Genomic DNA, 287 nt, shown 5'->3' with positions numbered 1-287 from the left:
GTCGATGACCGGCGGGTGCTGAGTGGCATCGTCTTCGTCAATCGCAACGGACTGCGCTGGTGTGATGCACCGAGCGCGTATGGTCCGCACAAGCCTGTCTCGAGCGCAGTCGAGAGGACGCTGTACAACCGGTGGAAGCGCTGGGGTGAACGGGGCGTTTTCCTGCGCATGATGGAAGGTCTGGCGTCAGCGGAGGCCGTGCCGAAAACAGTCATGATCGATGCGACCTACCTGAAGGCACACCGCACGGCATCGAGCCTGCGGGTTAAAAAGGGGATCTCGGCCGC

Annotated in this window: 1 protein-coding gene; it reads left to right on the top strand. The window is 62.4% G+C overall.

Features of this window, described 5'->3' with window-relative positions; translation table 11 throughout:
- Positions 1-287 (top strand): transposase (locus AC0CH8_RS18845; protein WP_465241194.1); only part of this gene is annotated, 287 nt, incomplete at both ends.

This window comes from Sphingomonas sp. AC435 (assembly GCF_979253005.1).
The sequence above is the reverse complement of the archived record's forward strand: the minus strand, read 5'-3'. Positions and strand labels throughout refer to the sequence as shown.